The organism is Roseateles sp., assembly GCF_019237615.1.
Lineage (GTDB): Bacteria > Pseudomonadota > Gammaproteobacteria > Burkholderiales > Burkholderiaceae_C > Pelomonas.
This window is the reverse complement of record NZ_JAFAGT010000054.1, coordinates 1-15,145: the sequence shown is the minus strand read 5'-3', so window position 1 is coordinate 15,145 and position 15,145 is coordinate 1. Positions and strand designations below refer to the sequence as shown.

At 71.2% G+C, this 15,145-nt stretch carries 12 protein-coding genes and 1 riboswitch; of the genes, 6 read left to right on the top strand and 6 right to left on the bottom strand.

The window, feature by feature from the left end; all coding sequences use genetic code 11:
• Positions 1-57 precede the first annotated feature (57 nt).
• Positions 58-525: an Lrp/AsnC family transcriptional regulator gene (locus tag JOY88_RS10075; RefSeq protein WP_524539207.1), complete on the bottom strand. Its 468-nt coding sequence runs from the start codon at positions 523-525 to the stop codon at positions 58-60.
• Positions 526-651: 126 nt separating this feature from the next.
• On the opposite strand from JOY88_RS10075, the gene JOY88_RS10070 reads away from it, so the two are divergent.
• From JOY88_RS10070 to JOY88_RS10050, 5 genes are all read left to right on the top strand, one after another.
• Positions 652-2,907, top strand: a complete 2,256-nt coding sequence (locus tag JOY88_RS10070) for an aminotransferase class V-fold PLP-dependent enzyme (protein WP_293502132.1) — start codon at positions 652-654, stop codon at positions 2,905-2,907.
• Between the two features lie 119 nt (positions 2,908-3,026).
• Positions 3,027-3,461, top strand: coding sequence for a MarR family winged helix-turn-helix transcriptional regulator (locus JOY88_RS10065; protein WP_293502131.1), 435 nt, complete (start codon positions 3,027-3,029; stop codon positions 3,459-3,461).
• Between the two features lie 11 nt (positions 3,462-3,472).
• A complete protein-coding gene (locus JOY88_RS10060) occupies positions 3,473-5,020 on the top strand; it encodes a DHA2 family efflux MFS transporter permease subunit (protein ID WP_293502151.1) in 1,548 nt (515 codons plus the stop codon).
• A gap of 2 nt (positions 5,021-5,022) precedes the next feature.
• Positions 5,023-6,501: an efflux transporter outer membrane subunit gene (locus JOY88_RS10055; RefSeq protein WP_293502130.1), complete on the top strand. Its 1,479-nt coding sequence runs from the start codon at positions 5,023-5,025 to the stop codon at positions 6,499-6,501.
• A 3-nt stretch (positions 6,502-6,504) separates the two neighbouring features.
• Positions 6,505-7,671, top strand: a complete 1,167-nt coding sequence (locus JOY88_RS10050) for an HlyD family secretion protein (RefSeq protein ID WP_293502129.1) — start codon at positions 6,505-6,507, stop codon at positions 7,669-7,671.
• Here the strand turns inward: JOY88_RS10050 and JOY88_RS10045 are convergent.
• Entirely contained in the window at positions 7,643-8,755 is a 1,113-nt protein-coding gene (locus tag JOY88_RS10045) for an NAD(P)/FAD-dependent oxidoreductase (protein WP_293502128.1), read from the bottom strand. The genes JOY88_RS10050 and JOY88_RS10045 overlap by 29 nt on opposite strands.
• 59 nt (positions 8,756-8,814) lie before the next feature.
• Positions 8,815-8,896, top strand: a riboswitch (S-adenosyl-L-homocysteine riboswitch).
• A gap of 13 nt (positions 8,897-8,909) precedes the next feature.
• On the opposite strand from JOY88_RS10045, the gene JOY88_RS10040 reads away from it, so the two are divergent.
• Positions 8,910-10,103 (top strand): MFS transporter, encoded by a 1,194-nt coding sequence (locus JOY88_RS10040; RefSeq protein ID WP_293502127.1) that lies wholly within the window; start codon positions 8,910-8,912, stop codon positions 10,101-10,103.
• A gap of 24 nt (positions 10,104-10,127) precedes the next feature.
• On the opposite strand, the gene JOY88_RS10035 is transcribed toward JOY88_RS10040, so the two are convergent.
• Genes JOY88_RS10035 through kynB form a run of 4 tightly spaced genes read right to left on the bottom strand, consistent with a single transcriptional unit; the run spans position 10,128 to position 14,726 of the window.
• Positions 10,128-11,945: an aminopeptidase P family protein gene (locus JOY88_RS10035; protein WP_293502126.1), complete on the bottom strand. Its 1,818-nt coding sequence runs from the start codon at positions 11,943-11,945 to the stop codon at positions 10,128-10,130.
• 59 nt (positions 11,946-12,004) lie between these two features.
• On the bottom strand, positions 12,005-12,832 hold the full coding sequence (gene kynA / locus JOY88_RS10030; RefSeq protein WP_293502125.1) for a tryptophan 2,3-dioxygenase: 828 nt from the start codon (positions 12,830-12,832) through the stop codon (positions 12,005-12,007).
• Positions 12,832-14,088 (bottom strand): kynureninase, encoded by a 1,257-nt coding sequence (kynU, locus tag JOY88_RS10025; protein WP_293502124.1) that lies wholly within the window; start codon positions 14,086-14,088, stop codon positions 12,832-12,834. Before kynU ends, kynA begins: the two co-directional genes overlap by 1 nt.
• Positions 14,085-14,726: an arylformamidase gene (gene kynB / locus JOY88_RS10020; protein WP_293502123.1), complete on the bottom strand. Its 642-nt coding sequence runs from the start codon at positions 14,724-14,726 to the stop codon at positions 14,085-14,087. The genes kynU and kynB overlap by 4 nt, the downstream gene beginning before the upstream one ends.
• Positions 14,727-15,145: the final 419 nt, after the last annotated feature.

The following is a 15,145-nucleotide window of genomic DNA, read 5'->3' as shown; positions in this document are numbered from 1 at the left end:
GATTGACGCCGGAGCCGGACGAGTTGCGGTTTCCGAGGGCTGACCGCAGGGGCGGCCTCAGGCCACGTAGCTCAGTGGCAGCGCGGTCGTCAGCTTGAGTTCTTCCATGGCGAAGCTGGAGCTGACGTCGTGCAGTTGCGTGCCGGCGATGAGGCGCTTGTAGACACGATCGTACGCAGCAATGTCGGGCACCACCACGCGCAGAAGGTAGTCCACATCACCGCTCATGCGGTAGAACTCGACGACCTCGGGAATGGCCTGCACCGTGGCCTTGAAGGTGTCGAACCACTCCTGGCTGTGCGTGCTCGTGCGCACGGAGACGAATACGGTGACGCCGACGTTGACCTTCTGCGCGTCCAGCAGCGCCACCTGGCGCGTGATGACGCCGGTCTCCTTCAGCCGCTGGATACGCCGCCAACAGGGCGTCGTGGACAGGCCCACGCGCTGCGCGACCTCGGCGACCTGCAGTTCTGCGTCCTGCTGCAGGATTTCTAGAATCCGTATGTCTATGGAATCCAATTTCATGGATTCAATTATGTGAGGCATCTGTTGCTCACGTTGTGGCGACGCGAGCCGGATTTCGCAATCGGTTTTCGTGCGCGACTTGCCAGAATGCACCACACCGCTTTCCCCGCCGCCGCTCCTCGCACCATGGAAATCTATCTCGACGCCAATGCCACCACGCCGGTGCTACCGCAGGCCCGCGAGGCTGCTCTGGCCGCGATGGCCGAAGACTTCGGCAACCCCAGCAGCATCCACAGCACCGGCCTGAAGGCGAGGGCGCTGATGGACGGCGTGCGCGCCCGCGCGCGCCGCGTGCTGGGCGCGGATGGCGGCCGGCTGCTGTTCCTCAGCGGCGCGACCGAGGGTATACAGACGGCGGTGCTGTCGGCCCTGAGCGCGCTGCGCGACCATGCCGAGCGGCCAGAGCTGCTGCTGTACGGCGCGACCGAGCACAAGGCCGTGCCGGAGGCGATCCGGCACTGGAACGCGCTGCTGGGGCTGAACCTGCAGGTGCTGGCCATTCCCGTCGGCCGCGACGGCCGCCATGACCTGGCCTGGCTGCGCGAGCATGCGCCGCGCGCGGGCCTGGTCTGCACGATGGCGGCCAACAACGAGACCGGCGTCATCAGCGACCTGGACGGCATCGCGGCAGCACTGGCCGGCAGTACCGCGCTGTGGATGGTGGACGGCGTGCAGGCGCTGGGCAAGCTGCCGCTGCGGCTGGCCGAGCGACGCATCGACTACGCGCCTTTCTCCGGCCACAAGCTCTATGCGCCCAAGGGCATAGGCCTGCTGTACGTGCGCGACGGCGCGCCATTCACGGCGCTGCTGGCCGGCGGCGGCCAGGAGGGCGCGCTGCGCGCGGGTACGGAGAACATGTCCGGCATTGCCGCGCTGGGCGCCGTGCTGGCCGCGCTGGAGGAGGGCGGCAGTTTCCGCGACCACGCCACCCTCGTCGCCTACCGTGGCCAGTTGGCGGCCGCGCTGCAGAAGGCCTTCCCTGGCATGGTCTTCAACGCGCCGCCCGAGGCCTGCCTGCCGACCACGCTGAACTTCGCCGTGCCGGGCCTGAGCTCCAAGCTGCTGCTGGACCTGTTCGACGCGGCTGAGCTGCGTGTCAGCGGCGGCTCGGCCTGCAGCGCATCCAAGGCCCAGCCCAGCTACGTTCTGGAGGCCATGGGCCTGCCTGGCTGGCAGACGGCTTCGGCCGTGCGCCTGTCCTTCGGCCCGGTGGCGGACCGTGCCTTCATCGACGAGGCCTGTGCGCGCATCCGCGTCTGCGGCGAATCGCTGCGCGAGAGCTGCCTCGATCCAAGCGCCCCCGGCCAGGCCCTGCCGGCCGATGGCCTGACGCGTTTCATCGTGGATGGCGCCTGCTGCTACCTGCTGGCCGATGCCGCAAGCCGCCGCGCCGTCGTCATCGACCCGCTGCCCGAGCTGACCGGGCGACTGGCCCAGTGGCTGCGCTGCCAGGACTACGAACTCGCCGCCGTGCTGGACACGCACAGCCATGGCGACCATGCCTCGTCGGCACCGGCGCTGGTGGCGGCGGTCGAGAAGGCCCGTGGCGACGTGGACGCGCTCGGCTGGCCGCACGGCGCCGATGCCGTCGAGCTGGGCGCCTTGCGGCTGACGCGCCTGGCCTTGCCTGGCCATACGCAGGACTCGACGGCCTATCTGCTGCAAGACGAAGGCAAGCCGGGCGGCGGCCCGCGCCTGGCCTTCGTCGGCGACACGGTGATGCCCGGTGCGCTTGGGCGCAGTGACTTCGCGCAGAGCGCGCCGCGGGCCTATGGCGCGTCGCTGCGCCGGCTGGCGCAGGCCGTCGGCCCGCAGCTCCTGCTGCTGCCCGGTCACGACTACGACGACCGCTTCGCCACCACGCTGGCCGTCGAATGCGCGGCCCAGCCGCTGCTGGCCGACGTGCTGGCGGGCCGCCTGGACGACGCCGGCTTCGCTGCCGCCAAGGCGCGGCTGGAGCAGGGCCTGGCGCTGACCGAGTACCAGACCGTCGCCTGCGGCGCGCGCATCGACAGCGGCTGCCCGCTGGTGGCCAGCGAACTCAGCCCGGAAGGCCTGCGCAACCTGCTGGGCGGGCATCCGGACCTGCTGCTCGTCGACGTGCGCGAGCCCTACGAGCAGCGCCTGGGCCAGGCACCCGAGTTGGGCGGCGCAGTGCGGCGCGAGGCCGTGGCGCTGTCCGGCCTGCCCGATGCGCTGGGCCGCTGGCTGGCGCTGCCGGCCGGCACGCCGGTGGTGTTCTTCTGCCGCAGCGGCAACCGCAGCGCCCAGGCGGCCCAGGCGCTGCGCCGCCTGGGCCATGGGCAGGCCTGGAGCCTGGGCGGCGGCCTGGCGCTGTGGCCGAGGCCGCCGGCGGGCGCGGATGCCGCCTGCGCGATCTGAGCGCCCGCCTCGCCGGCCCAAGGCCCCGCTCCGGCGGGGTCTTTTGCTTTCCGGCGTCGCTCATCCTAGAATTAAATAGAAGGCTAATGATTAGCTGAGAAACAAGTAGGCGACAAACCATGCCTTCCACCGAAGAGCGCTTCTCGTTGGCGCTGCATAACACCGCCCGCATCTGGCGCCAGGCCATCGATCGCAGGTTGAAGGACCAGGGCGTGGGCCAGGCCGGCTGGATGGCCATTGCCAACATCGCCAAGTCCCGCGAGCCGCTGTCGCAGATCGAGCTTGCCAACCGCCTGGGCGTCGAAGGGCCGTCGGTCGTCAGCCTGGTGGACCGGCTCGTCAAGCTGGGGCTGGTCGGACGCGTGCCGTCCGAGACTGACCGCCGCATCAAGCATGTGGTGCTGACCGAGGCTGGCCAGCAGCTCTACGCCAAGGTGCGCACGGCGGCCGATGGCTATCGCAAGGAACTGCTGGCCGGCATCGACCGCGAGCGCCTGCAGGCCGCCACGGCGCTGCTGGAGGAGTTGCAGTCCAAGGTCGAGGCCAGCCTGTGACCACCGCCGCCATGCCGGGCGCCGCGCGGCCGGCGCCCGATCTCAACCGCGTCATGATCACCTTGTCGATCATGCTGGCGACCACCATCCAGGCGCTGGACGGCACCATCGCCAACGTCGCGCTGCCGCACATGCAGGGCAACCTGTCGGCGTCGCAGGACCAGATCACCTGGGTGCTGACCTCGTTCATCGTCGCCTCGGCGATCACGATGCCGCTGACCGGCTGGCTGTGCGACCGCTTCGGCCAGAAGAACATCTTCCTCGTCTCGGTGGGCGGCTTCACGCTCGCATCGGTGCTGTGCGGCCTGTCCGGTTCGCTCACCGAGATCGTGTTGGCGCGCTTCCTCCAGGGCGTGTTCGGCGCCGCGCTGGTGCCGCTGTCGCAGGCCGTGCTGCTGGACATCAACCCGCGCGAGAAGCATGGCCAGGCCATGGCCGTCTGGGGCATGGGCGTCATGATCGGCCCCATCCTCGGGCCTACGCTGGGCGGCTGGCTGACCGACGCCTACGACTGGCGCTGGGTGTTTTTCATCAACGTGCCCATAGGCGCCCTGGCGCTGTACGGCATCTGGAAGTTCATTCCCGGCGCCCGGGCCGCGCGCAGCATGCGCTTCGACGTGTTCGGCTTCGCGACGCTGTCGCTGGCCATAGGCGCGCTGCAGATGCTGCTGGACCGTGGCGAGCAGAACGACTGGTTCGCGTCGACCGAGACCTGGGTCGAGGCCGTGCTGCTGGCCATCAGCGTGGCCTACCTGGTCGCGCACACGGCGCTGCGCCCGGCCGGCAAGTCCTTCTTCGACTACCGGCTGCTGAAGAACGCCAACTACGTGAGCGGCCTGCTATTCGCCGCCATCGTGGGCATGGTGCTGTTCGCGACGCGGGCGCTGACGCCGTCCATGCTGCAGGGCCTGATGGGCTATCCGGCCACCATCGCAGGCCTGGTCACGGCGCCCAGCGGCTTCGGCACCATGCTGTCCATGCTGGTCGTCGGCAAGCTGGTCGGCCGCGTGGACGTGCGTGTGCTGCTGACCGTGGGCTTCTCGCTCACCGCCTTCTCGCTGTGGCAGATGAGTCAGTACACGCTGGTGCTGTCGCGCAGCGACATCGTCTGGCCCGGCATCATCCAGGGCATAGGCCTGGGCCTGGTGTTCGTGCCGCTGAGCACGGCCGCGTTCACGACGCTGGCGCCCGAGATGCGCGCCGCCGGCACGGCCATCTACAGCCTGGTGCGCAATATCGGCAGCAGCGTGGGCATTGCGCTGGTGCAGGCCTTCCTGACGCGCAACGTGCAGGTGGCGCATGCGTCCCTCACCGAGCACATCAACATCGCCAACCCCACGCTGCAGGACCCGACGGTGACGGCCGTCTACGGCTCGGGCGGCGTCGCCGGCGCGACGCTGCTGAACGCCGAGATCACGCGCCAGGCCACGATGCTGGCCTACATCGACGACTTCTGGATGATGTTCCTCGTCACGCTGGCCGTCATCCCGCTGCTGCTGCTGATCCGCCCGTCCCGGGCCCAACCCGACCCGGCCGCCCAACACGCGGCCATGGAGTGAGCATGCTGCCCCGCCCCCATCCCCTGCGGCATTCCTTCGCGCTGACGGCGCTGCTGGCCTCGCTGTCGGCCGCGACGCTGGGCGGCTGCGTCAGCGTCCCGCCCGAGCCGCATGCCGTGGCGCAGCCCGATGCCGTCGGCGCCGAACTGCCCGACGACATCCGCCTTGCCGGTGACCGGGCCTGGCCCGGCGACCGCTGGTGGACGCGCTACGGCGACGCCCAGCTCGACGCCCTCGTCGACCACGCGCTGCAGGACAGCCCGACGCTGGCCGCCGCGGCCGCCCGCGTCGACGCGGCCCTGTCGGCCCTGGTTGTCAGCCGCGCCGCCGCCGGGGTCGAGTCCGGCGCGACGGCCGACGTCAACCGCCAGCGCTACTCGGCCAACGGCCTCTTCCCTGCGCCCATAGGCGGCGGCACGTTCAACGACTTCAGCGTCGGGCTGCAGGCCCGCTACGACTTCGATCTGTGGGGCCGCCAACGCGCCCAGGTCGCCGCGGCCGCCGGCGAGGCTTTTGCGCGCCGCGCCGAGGCCGCCCAGGTGCGCCAGGCCCTGGCCGGCTCGGTGGCGCGCAGCTACTTTGAGCTGCAAAGCCTGTGGGCGCTGGCTGCCAACTTGCGCGAGCAGGCCGCGGCGCAGCAGCAACTGGTGGACGACCGCGCCCGCCGCGTCGCGCATGGCCTGGCCGCCGCCGATGAGCCGCGCACCGAGGCCGCCCGGCTGGCCGAGCTGCGCGGGCGCATCGCCGAGGCCGGGAGCGCTGCCATCGGCCAGCGCGAGGCGCTGCGCGCGCTGCTGGGCCCGGGCGAGGACGCAGTGGCGGCGCTGCGGGCGCGGCCGCTGCCCGCCGGCCGGGCTACGCTGCCGGCGCACCTCGGCTACGAGCTGCTGGCCCGTCGGCCCGACCTGCAGGCCGCGCGCTGGCGCGTCGAGGCGTCCATGAACCGCGTCGACGCGGCCAAGGCGGCCTTCTATCCCGACATCAACCTTGCCGGCTCCATCGGCCTGGACTCGCTGACACTGCCCGGCCTGCTGAAAACCGCCAGCCGCACCTTCTTGCTGGGCCCCTCGCTGGCGCTGCCGCTGTTCAACACCGGCACGCTGAAGGGCCAGCTCGGCGGCGCGCGCAGCGCACGCGACGAGCTGATCGCCGACTACGACCAGCGCGTGCTGGACGCCGTGCGCGACGTGGCCCAGGCCGCCAGCGCGCTGCAGGGCCTGGCGGAGCAGGCTGGCGCGCAGCACGAGGCCGCAGCGCTGACCGAGGCCCAGCAGCGCAGCAGTGAGGCCCGCCGGCGCCAGGGCCTGGCCGACCGCGCCACCACGGTGCAGGCGGACCTGGCCGTGCTGCGCGCCCATCAGGCCGAGCTGCAGCTGGCCAGGGAGCGCCTGCAGACCGAAGTGACCCTCACACAAGCCCTGGGCGGCGGCTTCCATGCCGAGGCCAGTGCCCAGGCGCCCCTCCAGATCACGCGGAACTGAATCATGTCCACGACCGAAGCCCCCACGTCACCCCCGCTCGAGCGCAAGCGCCGCCGGGCCCTCGTCGGCATCACGACGCTGTTCGTCGTCGCCGGCCTGCTGTATGCCGTCTATGCCGCGCTGGTGCTGTCCAAGCGCGAGACCACCGACAACGCCTACGTCGGCGGCAATATGGTCACGCTGTCCTCGCAGGTCAGCGGCAACGTCGCCGAGATCCGTGCCGACGAGACCCAGCTGGTGCAGGCCGGCGCCGAGCTGGTGAAGCTGGACCCGGTCGACGCCGAGGTCGTGCTGGCACAGGCCGAGGCCCGCCTGGGCGGCGCCGTGCGCCAGCTGCGCGAGCGCTATGCCGGCGTGCCGCAGTACGAGGCCGGCGTCGAGCTGCGCCGGCTAGACCTGAAGCGCGCCCAGGACGACCTGGCCCGCCGCCAGCCGCTGGCGGCCGACGACACGCTGCCGGCCGAGGAGATCGCCCACGCGCGCCAGGCCGTCAAGACCGCGCAGGCCGCGCTGGACGTGGCGCTGCGCCAGCTCGATGCCGCCCGCGCCGGCGTGCAGGGCGTGGCGCTGGCCCAGCACCCCAGCGTGCTGGCCGCACGCGCCGACTATGTGCAGGCGTGGCTGGCGCTGCGCCGCAACGCGGTGGTGTCGCCGGTGTCCGGCTATGTCGGCAAGCGCAGCGTGCAGGTGGGCAGCCGCGTGATCCCGGGCACGGCGCTGATGTCCATCGTGCCGCTGGAGCAGCTGTGGGTGGAGGCGAACTTCAAGGAGTCGGAGCTGCGCAACCTGCGCGTCGGCCAGCCGGCCGCGCTGGAAGCCGACACCTACGGCGGCAAGGTCGAGTACCACGGCAAGGTGCTGGGCCTGTCGCCCGGCACGGGCAGCGCGTTCTCGCTGCTGCCGGCGCAGAACGCGACGGGCAACTGGATCAAGGTCGTGCAGCGCGTGCCGGTGCGCATCGCGCTGGACCCGGCCGAGCTGCGCGAACACCCGCTGCGCGTGGGCCTGTCGATGAACGTGAGCGTCGACACGCACGACACCGGCGGCCCCATGCTGGGCGCGCCGGCGCCTGCCAGCGCGGCCTACAGCACGCAGGCGCTGAGCCAGCCGCTGCAGCAGGCCGAGCAGGCGGCAGACGCCATCATCGCGAAGCAGTCGGCCCGGGGTTGAGTCGCCCGGCGACGACCTCTGCGACGACCTCGGCGAGGGCCAGCGACGCCGTCAGCCCCGGCGACTCGATGCCCAACAGGCTGACGAGGCCGGGCCGCACGTCGATGCGGAAGTCCGTCGCCGGCTCGCCCGGGCCGCTCAGCTTGGGGCGGATGCCGGCATAGGCCGGCGCCAGCGCACCCGCCGGCAGGTCGGGCCAGTAGTGGCGCACCTCGGCCTCGAACGCTGAGGCCAGAGACGGGTCGATGGCGTAGTCCAGCGTGGCCGGGTCGGTGTCCGGCAGCCACTGCACGTCGGGGCCGAAGCGGGCCTGGCCGCCCAGGTCCAGCGTCAGGTGCACGCCCAGGCCTCCATCGACGGGCAGTGGATAGACCAGCCGCGAGAATGGCGCGCGGCCGGCCAGCGCGAGATAGTGGCCGCGCGCAAAGCGCAGCGGTGGTGCCGCGATGCCCAGCGATTCGGCCACCTGGCCGGCGAACAGGCCGGCGCAGTTCACGACCCGGCGCGCGCCCAGCTCGAAATCCTCCACCCGCAGCCGCCAGCCATCGCCAACGCGCGCACCGCCGCCCACCGTGCTGGCCAGGGCCAGCACGGCGCCGGCCCGCTCGGCGTCGCCCAGCAGGGTTGTCATCAGCCCGTGGCTGTCGACGATGCCGGTGGACGGCGACGACAGCGCGCCCTCGGCCCGCAGCGCCGGTTCCAGTGCCTGCAGCGTCGCGCGGTCCAGCAGTTCGAGATCGTCGACGCCGTTGGCGGCGCCCTGGGCGGCCAATGCCTGCAGCCGCGGCAGGTCGGCCGCGCGCGTTGCGACGACCAGTTTGCCGCAGCGTCGGTGCGCGATGCCGCGCGCCTCGCAGTAATCGTAGAGCAGCCGCCGGCCGCGCAAGCACAGTCGCGCCTTCAGGCTGCCCGCGGGGTAGTAGAGCCCGGCATGGATGACCTCGCTGTTGCGTGCGGAGATGCCCGTGCCGATGGCGCCCGCCGCCTCGATGACGACGACCTCGTGCCCGCGCTGCGCCAGCTCGCGGGCCACTGCGAGCCCCACGACCCCGGCGCCGATGACGGCGACTTCCACCTCTTCCATGCCCGCAGTGTGCCTTGCCTAGAATGCGGGCCGCGCCGCGGCTGGTCCCGCGGTGCCGTCCTGCCGAGGGGTGCTGCGACGGAGGCCGGGACGCTTCCGCCACGCTCGGTGATGACGTCAGTACAAGGGCGCCCTCTGTGAAGAAGAGGCGCTCTTGCATCCGTCTACGTCCGCATCAATACGCACCATCCTGCCGCTGGCCTTCGTCACCGGCGTCAGCATGGCCGCGATGGATCTCTACCTGCCCGCCGTGCCGGCGCTGCAGGCCGGCCTGGGCATCGGCGTGCCGCTGGCCCAGGCCACCATCGCCGTCTATCTCGCCGGCCTGGCCGGCGCGCAGCTCTTGTGGGGAGAGCTGCTGAACCGCCTGGGCCCGCGGCGCTGCCTGGAGCTGGGCCTCGCGCTGCTGGCGCTGACCAGCCTGGGCTGTGCGCTGTCACCCGGCATCGAGGTGCTGCTGGTGCTGCGCCTGCTGCAGGGTGTGGCGGCCGCGGCGGCCACTGTCGTCGCACCCAGCGTCGTGCGCGCCACGCTGGGCGATGCCGACGTCGTGCGCGGCATCGCCGCCATCTCCATGGTCGAGGCCATCGTGCCCGCGGCAGGGCCGGTACTGGGTGCGCTGCTGCTGCGCGTCGTGGACTGGCGCGGTTGCTTCTGGGTGCTGGCCGTGCTGGCCCTGTTGGTGCTGCCCTGGGTGGTGAAGATCGCGCCGCGCCGCCTGCCGGGGCTGGACCTCGCTCAGGACGCCGGCTATCTCGGCATCCTGCGCAACCGCCGCTTCCTGCGCCTGGCCGCCTCGCATGCGCTGTGCATAGGCGCGCTGCTGAGCTTCCTGGCCAGCGCGCCGCAGTTGCTGCAGAACGCACTCGGCCTGGGCGCGGCGGCGTTCTCGGCGCTGCAGGTGCTGGGCGTCGGCGCCTTCATGCTGGGGGCGTCGCAGTCAGGGCGCTGGGCGGCGCGGCTGGGACATGCCCGCGTCGTGCAATGGGGCAGCGCGATCCAGATCGTCGCCTGTGCGCTGGCGCTGGGCACCGCGCTGGCGGGGCAGGCGCTGCCGTTTGCGGCCGTCGCGGCCTACTGGGTCTGCTTCTGCGGGGCGCTGGCCATCCGCGGGCCGGCCACCTTCGGCGATGCGCTGGCCCTGCCGCCGGCGCAGATGGGCCGGGCGACGGCGCTGTTGGTGCTGGCCCTGCTGGCAGCGGGTGCGATAGGCACGCAACTCGTCGCGCCCTTTCTGGACCGGGCCGACAGCGCCGTCCCGCTGTTCGGCGGCCTGCTGCTGATGCTGCTGGCCAGCGCCGCCCTGGTGTGGCGCTATCCGGCCGTGCCGCCGGCGGGCGGCCGCTAGCTCGCCGGGCCGCTGCGGGACATGTCAGGCCACCAGCGGCTCGGTGCGCGCCATCAGCCAGGCCAGAGCCGCGCCGCCAAGCTTGGGCGCCAGGCGCTTGCGCACGGTGGCGTGATAGTCGTTCAGCCAGGCGATCTCGTCGGCGCGTAGCAGGCCGGTGTCGATGCAGTCCGTGGCGATGGGGCACAGTGTCAGCGTCTCAAACGCCAGCATCTCGCCGAAGGCGTTGTTCTCCGGCGTGTCGATGGCGACGTTGAGCACCAGGTTCTCGATGCGCACGCCCCACAGGCCCGGCCGGTACAGACCTGGCTCGATGGAGGTGATCATGCCGGGCTCCATGGCCATGGCCGGCTCGGCGACGGCCTTGGAGATGCTCTGCGGGCCTTCGTGCACGTTCATGAAGTAGCCCACGCCGTGGCCGGTGCCATGGCCGTAGTCCAGACCGTGCTCCCAAAGCGGAGCGCGGGCGATGGCGTCCAGCATGGGGCTGAGCGTGCCGCGCGGGAAGCGGGTGCGCGACAGCGCGATGGTCCCCTTGAGCACCAGCGTGTAGTCGCGTTTCTGCGCGGCGTTGACGCTGCCCACGGACCAGACACGGGTGATGTCCGTGGTGCCGCCGAGGTACTGGCCGCCGGAGTCGATCAGCAGCAGGCCGTCGCCCTCGATCTGCGCATGGGACTCGGGCGTGGCGCGGTAGTGGGGCAGGGCGCCGTTGGCCATCCAGCCGGCAATCGTGCTGAAGGACAGGCCCACGAAGCCAGGGCGGCGCTTGCGCGCAGCGGTGAGCCGGGTGTCGATGTCCAACTCGCTCCAGCGCTCGCCGCGAGCCAGCGAGGCCTCGAACTCGGCGTAGAACTCGCACATGGCCGCGCCGTCCTCGGCCATGGTCTCGCGGATGAACGCGGCCTCGGCGGCGGACTTGCGGCTCTTCAGCAGCGTGCTGGGGTTGATCTGCTCGACGACGGCCACGGTGGCCGGCACGGCTTCGCGCAGGCCCAGCGTCACGCGCCTGGGGTCGAGCAGCAGCCTGGCTGCGGCGGGCAGGGCGGCCAGAGCGCCGGCGGCCTGCGCGTAAGGCGCGAGCTGGATGCCGTCGGCCGCGAGGCGGGCGGCGACGTCGGCCGGCACCTTGCCATCGGCGACGAAGAGGCGGCCGCCGCTCGCGTCCAGCAGCAGGTGGGCGATGAAGACGGGGTTGCACTCCACGTCCGAGCCGCGCAGGTTGAGCAGCCATGCCACGTCGTCCACGGTGGACACGAGGTGGTGGCTGGCCTGCAGCGACGCCATCGCGGCGCGCACGCGGGCCAGCTTGTCGGCGCGGGCCACGGCGGCCTGGGGCGGCTGGTGCTCGTAGATGGGCTCGACGGGCAGGCCGGGTCGGTCCTCCCAGGCGTCCTGCACGAGATCCAGGTCGGTGCGCAGCGTGATGCCGGCGCGCTGCAGCGCCGTGCGCAGCGCGTTGGCGAGCGATAGGCCCAGCACCTGACCGTCCACGGCCAGCACCTGGCCGGGTTTCAGGGTCCTGGCGATCCAGTCGATGTAGGTCGTCGACGCGCCGGTGGCCATCTTCTCAAGCGTGATGCCGCTGCCGGCGATCTGCGCCTCGGCCTGGGTCCAGTAGCGGCTGTCGGCGAAGACGGCGGCCCGGTCGTGCGTGACGACGAGACTGCCAACCGAGCCTGTGAAGCCCGACAGGTACTGCCGGCCCTGCCAGCGCTCGGGGAGGTATTCCGACAGGTGCGGGTCGCTGGACGGTACGAGTACGGCATCGACGCCATGGGCGCCCAGGGCATCGCGGACGCGCTCGATGCGCAGGCGGGTTTCGGAGGTGCGGGTGTCCATGGTGGCGGACCTTGTCGGCTGAAACGGTTGGGGGATTCTAGGTTTGCATTTCCAGGCGCTCACAGGTCCGTTCGCAGCGCCCACAGCTCCGGGAACAGCACCACGTCCAGCATCTTGCGCAGGTAGCTGACCCCGCCCGTGCCGCCGGTGCCGCGCTTGAAGCTGATGACCCGCTCCACCGTTGTCACGTGGCGGAAGCGCCAGAGGCGGAAGGCGTCCTCCAGGTCCACCAGTTCCTCGCCCATCTGGTAGAGGTCCCAGTGCTGCTGCGGCGAGCGGTAGACGGCCAGCCAGGCGTCCTTGACGCCGTCATCGGCCACATAGGGCTGGGTCCAGTCGCGCTCCAGGTGCGAGGCCGGCACCGCGATGCCGCGGCGCGCCATCAGCTTCAGCACCTCGTCGTAGAGCGACGGCGCGTCGAAGGCCTCGCGCACCTGGGCCAGCAGGTCGGGCCGGTGCTCATGGGGCTTGAGCATGGCGGCGTTCTTGTTGCCGAGCATGAATTCGATGCGCCGGTATTGCGCGCTCTGGAATCCGCTGCTCCTGGCCAGGTAGGGGCGGATGGCGCTGTACTCGGGCGGCGTCATCGTTGCAAGCACGTCCCAGGCATGGACCAGTTGCTCCATGATGCGCGACACCCGGGCCAGCATCTTGAAGGCCTCGGGCAGCTTGTCGTCCGCCACATGGGCCACGGCCGCATGCAGCTCGTGCAGCATCAGCTTCATCCACAGCTCCGAGGTCTGGTGCTGCACGATGAAGAGCATCTCGTTGTGGTCGGGCGAGAGTGGCTTCTGCGCGTTCAGGATGGCGTCGAGCTGGAGGTAGTCTCCGTAGCTCATGTCCTTGGAGAAGTCGAGCTGGGCGTCGTGGTGTTCGATCTTGTTCATCAGGTCACTGCACTGCGGCGTTGGAACTCGGGGGTGCGCCAGGACTCGGTGGCCAGCACGTCGACGAGCAGGGCGACGGCGTCCACCACGTCCACATGCCGCGTGTACAGAGGCGTGAAGCCGAAGCGAAGCAGGCCCGGTTCGCCGGCGCGGAAGTCGCCGACGACGCCGCGGCTGATGAGCGCCTGCATGACCGCGTAGCCGTCAACCTCGGCCGGCAGCGCGATGGACACCTGCGAGCCGCGCAGCGCCGCTTCGCGCGGCGACTGCAGGCTGGCGCTGGGCACGTGCGTGTCGACCGCGGCGATGAAGGCCTCCGTCAGCGCCAGCGACTTGGCGCGCAGCGCGGCCATGCCACCGAGCTTGCGCGCCAAGTCGAACACGTCCAGCGACGCGTCCAGTGCCGTCATCGCAAGGACCGCCGGCGTGCCGCACTGAAACTGCTGGATGCCGTCCGCCGGCCGGTAGTGGGTGCCGAACTCGAACGGCGCCGCATGGCCCAGCCAGCCGGTCAGCGGCTGGCGGGCACGGCCTGCGTGGCTCGGGTGCATCCACACGAAGGCCGGTGCGCCGGGGCCGCCGTTCAGGTATTTGTAGCTGCAGCCGATGGCGAAGTCGGCGTCGGCGCCGCGCAGGTCCACCGGCACGGCGCCGGCGCTGTGGCACAGATCCCAGAGCGCCAGCGCGCCGGCTTCGTGGGCCAGGCGCGTCAGCGCGGCCATGTCGTGCATGCGGCCGCTGCGGTAGTTCACATGCGTCAGCATCAGCACCGCGCAGCGCGCGTCGAGCAGGGCCGGAATGTCCTCGGGTGCGTCGGCCAGCACCAGCTCGCCACCATGGTCGCTCACGACGCTCTGCGCGATGTAGAGGTCGGTCGGGAAATTGCTGCGCTCGCTCACCACCACGCGCCGCCCTGGCGGCTGCATCTGAAGCGCTGCATGCAACACCTTGTAGAGGTTGATCGACGTCGAATCGCCCACCAGCACCTCGCCGGGCTGCGCGCCAATCCAGGGCGCCAGGCGGTCGCCCAGGCGACGCGGCATGTTGATCCAGCCGGCGTTGTTCCAGCTCGCGATCAGGCCGTCGCCCCATTCCTGCTGCACGGCCCGGGCGAGGCGCGCCGGCGTGGCCTTGGGGAGGGCACCGAGGGAGTTGCCGTCCAGGTAGATGACACCGGGCGGCAGCGCGAAGTGCTCGCGCAAGGTGCCGAGCGGGTCGAGCGCGTCGAGCGCAAGGGCTTGTTCTCTGGAGGTCATGTAAGTTCTCGGAGGATGGCGCGCACCGGGGAAGCGCAGGCGCCTTGAAGCTTCAGGGGCAGGGCGATCAGCTCGTAGTCGCCCTCGGGCACTTCGTCCAGGACCAGGTTCTCCAGCACGCGCAGGTCCAGGCGGCGCAGTTGCTGGTGGCTGTCCAGCACCTTGGAGTCGGCCGGGTCCACGCTGGGCGTGTCGATGCCGATCAGCCGTACGCCGCGGGCGGCCAGCCAGGCGATGGCCTCGGGGGCGTAGGCGGTGAAGGCGGGGTTCCACACCGTGTCGGCGCGCTCGCAGCAGCGCACCAGCACGCGCTGCGGCAGGTCGGCCTCGGCGTGCTTCAGGTGCTCGACGGTGATCAGCGGCGCGGCGCCCAGGGCGTGGATGACGCGGCAGCGGCCCAGATAGGTGTCCAGCGGCACCGCGTCGATGGCAGGCGCGTCGTTGGCGTAGTGCAGCGGCGCGTCAGCGTGCGCGCCTACATGGGGAGACATCGTGATCGCGCTGAGGTTGACCGGGCAGCCGGGCGACAGGCGGGTGGTCCAGCGCAGGCCGTAGGGCTCGTCGCCTGGGAAGATGGGTGCATCGGGGGCGACCGTGGGGGAAATGTCCCAGAGCCGGGGAGAGGTGGTGGAGGGCATGGCGGGCGGCACCATAGCTTTGCCTGGACGGTCATGGTGTCGGTTAATTCCAACTGGCTGTCAATCTGCGCCTGGGCAGCGTCCACGGACGACGCTCCCGCCAGCGGATGCGTTTTGCCAGGGTCCGCGGTTGATGGCAGGGTCACCTCCGTGGACCACGGCACTCGCGTCGCTCTGCCTCTAGCGCGATCGAGGGGCGAGGGCATCACGCGGCACGGCGCGCGCGCTGCCGAGCCGAAGTCGCGCCAAGGGCGACAACGCAAGTGGAGCCTGGCCTGAGAGCCTGAGAGTTTTTCTCCACCGCCCTTTGCTGGCACGAAACTGGCATGTGCTGAGGCATGAGTGATGCCAGGCACCAAGGTGATGCGTCGGCCGGTCTGTTCGAGGACCTGGCGACGGTGGACGAACAGCAGCTCAGG

What these genes read in the sequence shown, in the direction of transcription:
- kynA (WP_293502125.1), bottom strand. Translation starts at nt 12,832, where the DNA reads ATGAACAAGATCGAACACCACGACGCCCAGCTCGACTTCTCCAAGGAC.
- JOY88_RS10065 (WP_293502131.1), top strand. Translation starts at nt 3,027, where the DNA reads ATGCCTTCCACCGAAGAGCGCTTCTCGTTGGCGCTGCATAACACCGCC.
- JOY88_RS10060 (WP_293502151.1), top strand. Translation starts at nt 3,473, where the DNA reads ATGCCGGGCGCCGCGCGGCCGGCGCCCGATCTCAACCGCGTCATGATC.
- JOY88_RS10050 (WP_293502129.1), top strand. Translation starts at nt 6,505, where the DNA reads ATGTCCACGACCGAAGCCCCCACGTCACCCCCGCTCGAGCGCAAGCGC.
- JOY88_RS10070 (WP_293502132.1), top strand. Translation starts at nt 652, where the DNA reads ATGGAAATCTATCTCGACGCCAATGCCACCACGCCGGTGCTACCGCAG.
- kynU (WP_293502124.1), bottom strand. Translation starts at nt 14,088, where the DNA reads ATGACCTCCAGAGAACAAGCCCTTGCGCTCGACGCGCTCGACCCGCTC.
- JOY88_RS10045 (WP_293502128.1), bottom strand. Translation starts at nt 8,755, where the DNA reads ATGGAAGAGGTGGAAGTCGCCGTCATCGGCGCCGGGGTCGTGGGGCTC.
- kynB (WP_293502123.1), bottom strand. Translation starts at nt 14,726, where the DNA reads ATGCCCTCCACCACCTCTCCCCGGCTCTGGGACATTTCCCCCACGGTC.
- JOY88_RS10075 (WP_524539207.1), bottom strand. Translation starts at nt 525, where the DNA reads ATGAAATTGGATTCCATAGACATACGGATTCTAGAAATCCTGCAGCAG.
- JOY88_RS10035 (WP_293502126.1), bottom strand. Translation starts at nt 11,945, where the DNA reads ATGGACACCCGCACCTCCGAAACCCGCCTGCGCATCGAGCGCGTCCGC.
- JOY88_RS10055 (WP_293502130.1), top strand. Translation starts at nt 5,023, where the DNA reads ATGCTGCCCCGCCCCCATCCCCTGCGGCATTCCTTCGCGCTGACGGCG.